Here is an 11,396-nt window from a genome sequence, read left to right as displayed (position 1 = left end):
TTCAAAAAGGAACTAAAAATTTATTAATTAACTATTAGTAGTAAAAATAAAAGTTAAACCTTCATATTTATTACCAAAAGCAATATCCTTTGAATTTTTACCCTCTAATCCAATTTTTATATAATCATAATATTTATCACCAAATTTTTTATTGCCAGTAATAGCAATAACATTATTATAGCCGCCAGCATTTAACAAATATGGTTTAAAATTATCAAAAGTTAACCAAGTAAAGGGTTTTTTTGGAATAAAATTTAATAATGGAACTAAAATATTACCAAGTAAAGGGTTTTTCACTTCTTCAGAAGGAATTCACTCTTGAAATAATTTTCAAAAATTTTTAGCTTTATCTGAATTATTTCTTAAATATTGTTCTTTTTGATTTTTTTCTTCCCTTTTAAAAGTAGCACCAGCAGTAACTAAATCATTATAAAATCCACCACTGTCTTTTTTGTTAATTGATAAATATTGTGTTCCATTAACTAATGGTTCTAATTTTTCATTTATATAATCTTGTAATGGACTAAAATTAGCATCAAAACTACAATCTTTTACCGTAGAATTATTATAAACAGCTAAATGAATTTTAATATTAGTAGTACTAATTTTTTTTATTTCATCTTGACCATTAGTAATTTCATAAGTAATATTACTAAAATCTTCTGGAGCAATATTAAACAAGTCACTAATATTGTCTTCAATTAATTTTTTAAAATCAAAAACATGAGTTTTATTTTCGGGTTTTAAAAAATTATTAAAATTGGGATAAGTATTATTAGCAATTAAATTTGCAGCATCTTCTAATAATTGCTGATAATCAACTGATGAATTGTGAAAAACATCACATGCACTAATATTAATACTAGTAAATGCAAAAACACTTATAATTTTTAATATTTTTTTCATAATAAACTTCCTTAGATAATCACTACTTTTTTAGTATTATCTTCAAATTTTTCTTTTTTGTATTAATAATTCTATTTTTAATTTGTGAAATTTCATCGCGGTTTGTTATTTCATAAAATAAATGATAATAAATATATTTCAACTCACTAACTTTAATATTTTGTTTTTCAACAAATATTAGAAATTGATAAATTTCATGTAAAAGTTCAAATATTTTAATTTTTTCTTCATTAGTTAATACTTTTTGTTTTAATTCATTTCGAATAATTAATGGTGCTTCTTTAACAAATAGAAAATCACTAATGATATTTTTATAATCTCAATTATAAAATATTTTAAAATCATCAACTTTGGTTTTAACATTTTTAATATTATTTAAAATAGTTTTAACATCATTTTTAACTAAACTTTGAATGAAGACTGCTAATATTAATGCTAAAGAACTAGCGGGAATAAAGTACTTTAAAACTTGATCAATGTTAATAGTACCCTTAGTAAAATTCAAAATTGAATTTTTTACAATTAAATATAAAACTTCAAAACCTAAAATAATAAATAATGATCGTTTTTCTATATCTTTTCATCAAGGATTACCAAGAATCTGATTTTTTTCTTCTAATATTTTTTCTAAAATAATATAAATAATAAAATAATAAAATCAATAAGTTAAAACAAATAATGTGGTAAAAACATTAGTAAAACAAAAAATATAAGTAATGTTTCTAGCAACATTTAATACTAATAAAGCTTTAAAAATAAAGAAATTATTTTCAAAATTTGAAATTACCTTATATTTATTTTCAATATATTTTTTCATTCAACATCTGATTTGAATAAATATTAAAGTATTACTTGCAATACAACTACTAAAAATGGCAATATATAAATAAGTTTTTAAAGTAATAATAGTTTCATCAGTAATACTAGCATTATTAAAAAAATCAAATGTTAAAATTTTATTAAAAATACTACTTTTAACTTCTCATAAAATTGCACAAATAATCAAACAAATTGTTAACAATATTCATAAGATCGTCTGCATCAAATATTTATTGTTAAATCATTTTCAACTTGATTTTAATAATTGATAGTTATTCATAATTTTATCTACCTTATTTTTAAATTATTGTAAAGTAATTTATATAAATTATTATTAAAATAATTGTAAGTTATTAACTCACATTTGTGCTTGCGTTAAATTTAAAATATCTTTAGTAATAATTGCTAATAATTTATTAATAAACTTTTCAAGATTAGTAGTAGTGGGTAAAACCATCAATTTTCCTTTTCCATCATTATAAGGATTTTTTCCTAATTCATATTTTCAACTTAATGTTAATTGTTCATTTTCTATGTGAATAACTGGTAAATCCTTATTTCCTAAACTATAAGCAAATTCATTAAGTAAATTCATTACTTTTGGTTCTAAAATTAATCTTAATTTAATTTGATTATCACATTTTACTTCAAATAAATCTTCAAATAAATGTGATTCTAATTGAACTTTCTTTTTACTACGAAATTTTTTTGAAAATATATTACGTGGTGTTAATGTCATTGTAAAATTATTATTCCTAATAATAGTTGTATAATAAACAAAACGTGCATAATAACAAGTAATTTTTTCTGTTTCAATAACTTGAGCAGCACTATTATATCCAGAACTTGTCTCATACATAACTTTTTGGTTAATGATACTTCCATAGTTAAAATTTTGACCATTAATACTTCCTATCATTACTTGTTCGCAATAATTATAATAATTAGGTTGTTCATCTAAAGGTAAATTACCTTGTGGTTCAATTGTTCAATAATCACTAATAGTTGTTAAATTCATTTGTGAATTATTATCTTTAATAACTCATTGATAATAGTTAATAATTGGTAATTCTTCTATTAATTTTTCATGAATTTTAGTTTTTAATACAAAACTCTGTACTAATAAAAAACATCCAACAATGAATCCAATAATACTAATAATGATAAATGGTTTTTTAATAAATGATGATTTGTTAATGCCAATACTAGCACCAATAGCAACTAGAGCAACAATGATAATAATAATTCATAAACTAATTCATAAACGATTATTTATTAATTTAATTCATCAATGATTACTACTATTATTATAGTCAGTATAAATATTATTAACAATCTCATTTACAACCTTTGGCGATAAATTATGTTTCATAATTATTCCATTCTTTTTTAATTTTTAATATAATTTATAACTAATTTTGTTTTATAAAAAATAGAAAAAGACTAACTATAGATGTAATAATCTATTTAGAAGTCTAAAAACCTACTATTATAAAACTAATTACATTATAACATATATATTATTAGTTTTTTTCTAAAAAATCATTAATTTCAGTAATATTAACAGGTGCATTTTGTGGAGGTTTACCTGCATTACCACCATGCATATATTTTGCAGGAACTGCTACCATAAAAACTTTAGGATCGATTCGAACTATTTTTGTTTTAAAAAAATTATATTCTAATAATGACATTGTTGTCATCATCATTTTATATTCATTACCTGAATACAAACCTTTCACATTTCAAACATTACCACCACGTAAATAATTATTTCGATAAATATCATTACGGATTTGCTCTAATTCATTAGAAATAATAAAGACACTCATCAACATATATTTTGGATAAACTCTATTCATAACAAAAGCTGCTACATAAATATAAACAAGCGTTGACATAAAATAAGGCCTAACTAAAAAATTATCAACAAGACTAGTTTTCTGTAAAAAAGTTCCATCAAGAATTAAAACAATAACAACAATAATAATATTAGTATTTCTAATAATAGTAGCAATTGAATATTTACGTTTCATAGAAATATAAGTACTAATAAAATCCATACCACCACTAGATCCACCAGTTTTAAATAAAATACCAATACCAGCACCATAAATTAATCCACCTAAAGCAGCAAAAATAAAAGTACGTGGTAAAACTAAGTGCCAATAATCTGTAGTACCTTTTAATGGCTCATTACCTAAAACTTGAAAATTTTTAAGAGCATCAATTGCTGTTAACAAAAAGTTAATTCCATTTTGAAATAACAAATAAATAATAGTATAAAGAGTAAAACGAAATCCAACCTTGAATAGTCCTCAAATAATGATAGGACCATTAATAAGAAAATATACTGGATAAAATCAAAATGCTTGGGTTGTTTCTTGTTCAGTAATACTGCCATTATAAGATAAGGCAATAAATTTAGCTATTAATTGTGCAAAAGCTGATAAACCATTAGTATATAAACCAGCACGATTAATAAAATAAAAAAAGGAAACAGTTGTTAAAAAAGCACCAAGAAAAATTAATAATAAATTTTTGGAAGTTATTTTTCAATTAAAGTTTTTTCATGAAGAATGGATCTCTTGCTTAACACCAATATTTTTAAAAGTAAAGGCATCAACAATTAACGATGGCTCTTTATCTTTATTTTTTGCTTCTGAATTATTGGACATATTAAACTCCTTTTTAACTATTAAATTGAAGTATTGTTGGAACATAATTACTATCATCATAAGGCGAAGGTAAAGACATGTCAATTAATGAATCTTGAAAACTAATCACAAAATTAACTTTAAGTTCTAATTTATTAGGACCAGAACTTGTAACTTTTTGACCATCAATTCCTTTGATATTAATATTAACAGAATTAACATGAGGATTATTATTTAATGCTAAACTTATTCCTTCTTGAACTAAAGTTTTAGTTTTTTGAGAAAAATCAGCATATGTTTTATCAATATCAGGTTTAGTTTCTTCATCAACACTAATTGGTACTATTTGTCCTGATAATTTAGTAACATCACTAACACAACTATAAACTATGTAATCGCTTTGTGTATAAGAACATTTTATATTAAAAGTTTTTTTTATGTATTGTTCAACTTTAAAACTTTTATCATTATTTACTACTCTAACTTGATAAGTAATATTAATACTAATTCTACCAGTTGAAGCATCAACATCTCAAGTTCTTGCTTTTGTTGATTCATCTATTTTACCATTATCAATGGTAAAATAATAACATTTAGTACCTACTTCTAATTGACTATCAAATCAAGTTGGTTCTTTAATATTTGCTTTATCTAAAATTAATTTGGCAAGTGATTGTGCAAGACTGTTTTCTAATGGTTTATTTTCAATAACTTGTTCTTTTTCAGGTCTTTGACCATCAATAGGAACACCCACTGGTTTTTTAATACCAACTTTTGATAAAGTTGATTCTCAACCATTATAATTACCATTACCATTAGTAATTGCTTTTAAAATACTATCTTGTTGTTGATCAGAACAAGCTAAAACTGGCGTTACTATTCCACTACCAAAAGCAATAGTACCCATTAATGTTAAAATTTTTTTCATAATTATAATCATTCCTTAATTTATAAAATATCATATATAAATTGTAACTTATTTTTATTATTTTGCTATACACTATCTTCAAAATCTTTATAATTAATATTAGTTTATATTAAAGGAATTGATAATATGTTTAAAATTTTATATACACTAGTTACTATTTCACTAGCCACTTTTACTAATTTAAGCCAAGTGAAAATAAATAATTATCATCATAAAGAAATAAAATCAGAAAATACTATCCTAAATGAACAAAGTTTAACCTTAGCTTTTGAAAGTGGAAATTTTTATAATTGAAATGAAAATGATTCAACTAATTATATTGCTGGTATTTTTACAAATTCACAAGCACAATCTTATTTATTAAATAAGGATGGCACATATAATAATTTAGACTTACAAATTAGTAATTTTATTAGATTTGATGATAACTTAGGAATTGCTACTTTAAATAATTTTCATAAAAGTGATGATAGTAATTTTATTAATAATTCATTTTTAATGACTAAAAATGGTATTAGTGATGATGCTACTGCCATTGAAACTCCAAATCATACTTTTACTAACTTTGGTAATAATATCGTTAGTACCGATATTGGTGCTTACTTAATTAATACAGACGGAAAAGTAACTAACTTAGTTACTCCCTATCATTATGGAAAAGGTAAAACTAGTTTTACTACTATAAATTCTACTTTTGGCGTTTTTGTTGGTGGTGATCAAAATTCTTATATTCTAAAAGTTGATGGTAATATCAAGCCAATTAATATTAATGTTCCTAATCCAATACTATTAAATTCTTTTGTTGCCATTAATGATAATGGTGGCATTATTCGTGATGTTAATGGTCAATTATTTTATTTAACAATAGATGATAATGGTAATGCTACAACAAAAACATTAATTATTAATAAGGAACCACTGTTTAGTACTACTACTGTTTTTTTTAGCAAGACTGGTAACAATCAAGGAATTTTAAATGTAAATCTCAAAAATAACTCCAAATTTTTTGGACAACCTTATCATTTAAGCATTACTGATAGTAATGATATTAAACTTACAAAAATTAATGAACATTATATGAATAATTTCATTTTACTTCATGATGGTTTAGGTGTTTTTATTGATGAACAAGAAATTGGCTATTTTGTAAATGAATTAGGTACTTTTACTAAAATTGGTTATTGTGCCAATTTCCAAAGAATAAATGATAATCTTGGTTTTATTAATAATAATACAAGTAAATTATTACTAAGTGATAGTAAAAATAACAATTGAAGTCGAATTAATACTATTAAATTTACTAAAACTAAAGATGAACAATTGACTAATTTTATTAATTCATATATTGATAAAGATAAACTCACTACAGTTAATCGTACTAATAATTGAATTAGTAATAATAATATAATTTTAAATGTAACTAATGATGAACTAAAAGATATTACTATTAATGATAATCAACCATTATTACCAAATATTAATAATAGTATTACAACTATTATTAATAGTAATTCTGAAATTAATATTAAATTTAAAGATGAAATAATAACTTACCATGTATTAATATATAATCAAAATATTTTGCCAACACTAGATAATAGTACTAATACTAATATTAAATATGTTGGAATAGTAAATAATAATTTATATGATATTAATAGCACTAATACTAATGACGGTTTTACAATTAATTTTAACTATGATAATACTATTCAATTTGTAAATATTATTACTATTGATAGTACTACTATGAATAAAATGAATTTATGAACATTAAAACCAAAAACTACTTTTAAATTAAATGCCAAAAGCAATAATAATGTATATTTAATACAAACTGTTAATTGAAATAATATTAGCGACTGACAATATTTTACTTTTTATCATGGTAATAATTTACCTATTGTTGAATTTTGAACTACTGATACTGGTATAAAATTATGAAATGCTGCTTTAAAACTTAATTATACTTCTAAGGAGCTAGAAAATATGAATGCAACAGAAATTAATAATCTAAGAAATTTATCAGTTAATTGAACAATTAATGAAGCCCGTGGTAATACTTTAGGTTATATTATTTCTGGTTTTCTTAGTATTGGTTTCATTTTAACTATTATTGCTATTATTTATGATTGATACTTAAAACAACAATTTAAAAAAAAGGAATCTAACACAAAGACAAACGTGAATTAATACAAAATAACTGCTCTTTTATTTTTTTGGAATTAGGTTTATCATTTTCTAAACTATTTACTGCTTCAACATTAACTGATAAACTTAGTTCATTAGATTTCCGTCTTTCACTTTGTTCTTTTCTTATTTTTCTAACTCAAGGATTAAATGAATTAGCAAAACCTAAAAAATCAGTTTGTTTTACAAAACAATTATTTGGAACATAATATCCTTTTGTTTTTATATAAAACAAAAAAGGTTCTAGAAATTTTTCTCATAAAAAAATTCCATCATTAAAAGGTTCATAAACAGCAAAATAAGAAATAGTCTGTTTATCTACTTTTATTCCATTAGGAAATGTAAAATCAATTAATAATTGTTGATTAGGTAAAAAAAATGTATAAAAATTTTCATTAAAACCTTTAGAATAAGGATTAACAAGTTCAAAGGTATGATGAATCGGACATAATTCATCCTTTAATCCTCTTTCATATCCTAAATTTTTATTTAATTTATCAAGAAATTCTTTAGTTTTATCCAATACATTTCCTCCGCCTTCTTCATCTTGTTCAAAATCTTTGCCTTTTGCGCGACTATTAGGTTTTTTAAAAATTTTATTAAAATATCTTTCTTTATAACCAACTGATCAACTATCTAGTTTAAATGCTGCAAATGAATTTGTAGGTATTCGTGGTTGATGATTTTTTATTGCATCATCTATTTCTCAACAAACTGCAAAAAGATCATAATCAGGAATTATTGGTTTTTTTCTTTAGAAATTTCTTGACAAAAAATAGAAATTGGAAAATAAATTAAATTATTTTTTTCAATTTCTATTATTTCTTTTAAATCTCTATTATTTAAATTTTTAATATTATTTTCATCATCAAGCGCAAAAATATAATAAACATTATACATATTATTATTTTCTTTTTCTAAATAGAGTACTATCTCATTTTTTTTATTTTTTGGTTGACAACATTTAACAAAAATTTTATCCAAAAAAAATTCAGCATCAATAATTCCAAACTTTTCCATATTAACTAATAAAAAGAAAAAATGTTCACTAGTAATTTTTAAAATAGTTTCATTATTTTTTAATTTTAAAGAAACAGGATTTATTTTATTATCTTTATTATTTTTATTTAATTTTATTGAAAATTTCTTAGAACCTGTTTAGGATCTTTTTTAACTTATTTTTGATTAAATTAATATCATAAATGTTATTTTATAGTTGAAAAATAAATTTTTAATCGATAAGTTGTCAAATGATAAAATCTTTTTAACAAAAAAATGACAAAGAAAATAAAATGTTAATTAACTGTCAGGTTAGAAATAATTATTCCCTTTTTTAGTTTAATTATGTTTAAAAGATTCCAAACAGGTTCTTACAAAGAAGATTTATTTTTTCAGTTTGTGTTTCATTATCTTTTAATCCTATTTTGCTTAAAAATGCTAACTCATCTAAAGCAACTATAAAACCAGATTGTATACCTCAATCAGAACTTTTATTTTTAATACTTGATGATTTTGTTGGATATTTTTGTGGTAACAAATATTTAGTAATTGGATTAACGGGTCTTAGAATAATAACTACATTTTCTTCTTGAGCAGTTTTAACAAAACCTTGAAAGTGTTTCTCTAAAACTCCATTATTTTCACATGTTTCAACATTTTTATTAATATAAATTTCCATATTTTATTTTCCCTTCTTTATCTTATATATATTTTTTACTTACTCTAATGCTATTTTTTCACATTTTGTATATGATTATCATATTTTAATAAATACAAGTACATTTTTCCTTCTTAGAACCTGTTTGGAATCTTTTAAACATAATTAAACTAAAAAAGGGAATAATTATTTCTAACCTGACAGTTAATTAACATTTTATTTTCTTTGTCATTTTTTTGTTAAAAAGATTTTATCATTTGACAACTTATCGATTAAAAATTTATTTTTCAACTATAAAATAACATTTATGATATTAATTTAATCAAAAATAAGTTAAAAAAGATCCTAAACAGGTTCTTAGATATTTTTTAAAAAAAATAAAAAAATATCCAAAATAAGTGTACACATTTTAATAATTAATTAAATATACTTATTAAAATAAAAAAGCACTCTATTAAGAGTGCTTAAAACTTTAAACAATCAAACTCTTTTTTATATCAGTAAATATTTTTATATATAAATTAAAATTTATACTTTAATTATTTTTTATGTCACAAATATATAAAGTGAAACAGAAATAATAATTGAAAATATTGATAAAATTAAAAATAAAATACCTAAAACTAGGATTTTATGCTTTTTAGTAGCAATAATAGAATTAATTTGAATTTGTTCTGATAAATAGTTTTCTTTATTTTGTAAAATTCCTTCTTTTTCTTGGAAAAATTGTTAAAATAAAAAATAAAAATGCTAAACATAAAAACAGTTGGATGGGTTACACTTTATTGGACACTAATTACGTAGACAAGTGAACAAATTAGTGAAAAGAAAGGAAGTATAATTATGGCCAATATTAACTCATATTCAGATGAATTTAAAAAACAAATAGTAGTTTTATATCAAAGCGGTAAGTCAGTGTCTTGTCTTGCTAAAGAGTACAATGTTACAAGAGCAACTACTTATAATTGAATTAAGCAATTTATTAATTCAGGTAGTTTTAAAACTAAAGATAATCGTTCTGTTGAAGAAAATTAATTAATTAAATTAAGAAAAGAATTAAAACAATTAAGAATGGAAAATGATATTTTAAAGCAAGCAGCACTAATAATAGGCAGAAAGTAGAAATTATTGCTAAAAATAAAGTTAAATATAAAATTCGCACAATGTGTCGTTTTTTTGAAAATATCTAAATCAACATATTATTTTAACTTAAAGAAAAAAGAAAATAAAATCAAAAATAATATGTATGATGAAGCTGTTATTAGTGCTTTTAAAGAAAATAAAGAAGTTTATGGTACTAGAAGATTAAAAAAAATTTTAGAAAACCAAGAAATTTATTTATCAAGAAGAAAAATTAAAGAAATTATGAATAAGCATAATTTAATATCAAAATACACTAAATTATCATTCAAAAATCATCATAATAAAGTCAATAATAGTCAAATAACCAATCTTGTTAATAGAAACTTTAATAATAGAGTTAAAAATGAAGTTATTGTTAGTGATTTAACTTACGTTCAAGTTAATGGTAAATGAAACTATATTTGCCTATTAATAGACCTATTTAACCGCGAAATTATTGGACATAGTGTTGGAGTTAAAAAAGATGCATTACTAGTATATCAAGCATTTATGCAATCAAATCGCTGTTTAAAAGATATCCAAATATTTCATAGTGATCGAGGTAATGAATTTAACAATAAAATTATTAATAATCTTTTATTAGCATTCAATATTACTCGATCTTTAAGCAAAAAAGGTTGTCCTTATGATAATGCTGTTGCTGAAGCAACTTTTAAAACTTTCAAAACAGAATTTATTAATGATAAAAATTTTACATCATTAATCCAATTAAAATTAGAATTATTTGATTATATCAATTGATACAACAACATAAGAATCCACAGCACTTTAAACTACTTAACTCCTATCAAATATCAAGAACAAGTGTCTACCAAAAAATAGTCCTAAAAAGTGTTGCCATTCCAGTTAATCATAAATTAGTTAATAAAAGAGTAGATGTAATAATAAGACCAACAAAAACAGCAATTGGTGTTAAAAAAACTGCTGAATTTATCAAAGAACAAGGAAATAGATTTTTTGAAAATTTTGACCAAGCAAAAATTATTATTTGTGGAGATAGTGCAGGATGAATTAAAGAAGTTGCTGATTATTTAGGTGCAAATTTTGTTTTAGATAAATTCCATTTAGTTTAAAAATTATATGTTGGAATAATCGC

At 22.2% G+C, this 11,396-nt stretch carries 10 protein-coding genes and 1 pseudogene; 3 read left to right on the top strand and 8 right to left on the bottom strand.

Features of this window, described 5'->3' with window-relative positions:
- Positions 1-27: 27 nt before the first annotated feature.
- From ACXUB0_RS04810 to ACXUB0_RS04790, 5 genes are all read right to left on the bottom strand, one after another.
- Positions 28-906 (bottom strand): hypothetical protein, encoded by an 879-nt coding sequence (locus tag ACXUB0_RS04810; protein ID WP_458257938.1) that lies wholly within the window; start codon positions 904-906, stop codon positions 28-30.
- Positions 907-928: 22 nt separating this feature from the next.
- Positions 929-2,005: a hypothetical protein gene (locus ACXUB0_RS04805; protein WP_458257937.1), complete on the bottom strand. Its 1,077-nt coding sequence runs from the start codon at positions 2,003-2,005 to the stop codon at positions 929-931.
- Positions 2,006-2,059: 54 nt separating this feature from the next.
- The gene (locus ACXUB0_RS04800) at positions 2,060-3,097 is read right to left on the bottom strand and encodes a DUF3137 domain-containing protein (protein WP_458257936.1); all 1,038 of its coding nucleotides are present in this window, start codon (positions 3,095-3,097) and stop codon (positions 2,060-2,062) included.
- Positions 3,098-3,248: 151 nt separating this feature from the next.
- Positions 3,249-4,403 carry a YitT family protein gene (locus ACXUB0_RS04795; RefSeq protein ID WP_458257935.1) on the bottom strand — a complete coding sequence of 385 codons (1,155 nt, stop codon included), beginning with the start codon at positions 4,401-4,403 and terminating at the stop codon, positions 3,249-3,251.
- Between the two features lie 13 nt (positions 4,404-4,416).
- Complete coding sequence (locus ACXUB0_RS04790; protein ID WP_458257934.1) at positions 4,417-5,310, bottom strand: hypothetical protein; 894 nt, start codon at positions 5,308-5,310, stop codon at positions 4,417-4,419.
- Between the two features lie 126 nt (positions 5,311-5,436).
- Here ACXUB0_RS04790 and ACXUB0_RS04785 point away from each other — a divergent pair, with 126 nt between their 5' ends.
- Positions 5,437-7,503 carry a hypothetical protein gene (locus ACXUB0_RS04785; RefSeq protein WP_458257933.1) on the top strand — a complete coding sequence of 689 codons (2,067 nt, stop codon included), beginning with the start codon at positions 5,437-5,439 and terminating at the stop codon, positions 7,501-7,503.
- On the opposite strand, the gene ACXUB0_RS04780 is transcribed toward ACXUB0_RS04785, so the two are convergent.
- The 3 genes from ACXUB0_RS04780 to ACXUB0_RS04770 all read right to left on the bottom strand — a co-directional run bounded on the left by ACXUB0_RS04780 (position 7,478) and on the right by ACXUB0_RS04770 (position 9,178).
- Positions 7,478-8,023, bottom strand: a complete 546-nt coding sequence (locus tag ACXUB0_RS04780) for a hypothetical protein (protein ID WP_458257932.1) — start codon at positions 8,021-8,023, stop codon at positions 7,478-7,480. The genes ACXUB0_RS04785 and ACXUB0_RS04780 overlap by 26 nt on opposite strands.
- Positions 8,024-8,238: 215 nt before the next feature.
- Complete coding sequence (locus tag ACXUB0_RS04775) at positions 8,239-8,520, bottom strand: hypothetical protein (RefSeq protein WP_458257931.1); 282 nt, start codon at positions 8,518-8,520, stop codon at positions 8,239-8,241.
- Between the two features lie 328 nt (positions 8,521-8,848).
- Positions 8,849-9,178 (bottom strand): anthrax toxin-like adenylyl cyclase domain-containing protein, encoded by a 330-nt coding sequence (locus ACXUB0_RS04770; protein WP_458257930.1) that lies wholly within the window; start codon positions 9,176-9,178, stop codon positions 8,849-8,851.
- 822 nt (positions 9,179-10,000) lie between these two features.
- Between ACXUB0_RS04770 and ACXUB0_RS04765 the strand changes: the two are divergent.
- Both ACXUB0_RS04765 and ACXUB0_RS04760 read left to right on the top strand, forming a co-directional pair.
- Positions 10,001-11,122: pseudogene (locus ACXUB0_RS04765) on the top strand (IS3 family transposase).
- Positions 11,038-11,373, top strand: a complete 336-nt coding sequence (locus ACXUB0_RS04760) for a UPF0236 family transposase-like protein (RefSeq protein ID WP_458257929.1) — start codon at positions 11,038-11,040, stop codon at positions 11,371-11,373. The pseudogene ACXUB0_RS04765 and the gene ACXUB0_RS04760 overlap by 85 nt, the downstream one beginning before the upstream one ends.
- Positions 11,374-11,396: the final 23 nt, after the last annotated feature.

Source organism: Spiroplasma endosymbiont of Dactylopius coccus, assembly GCF_977110965.1.
Note: the sequence above shows the minus strand (reverse complement) of the source record. Positions and strands in the feature narration are given on the sequence as shown.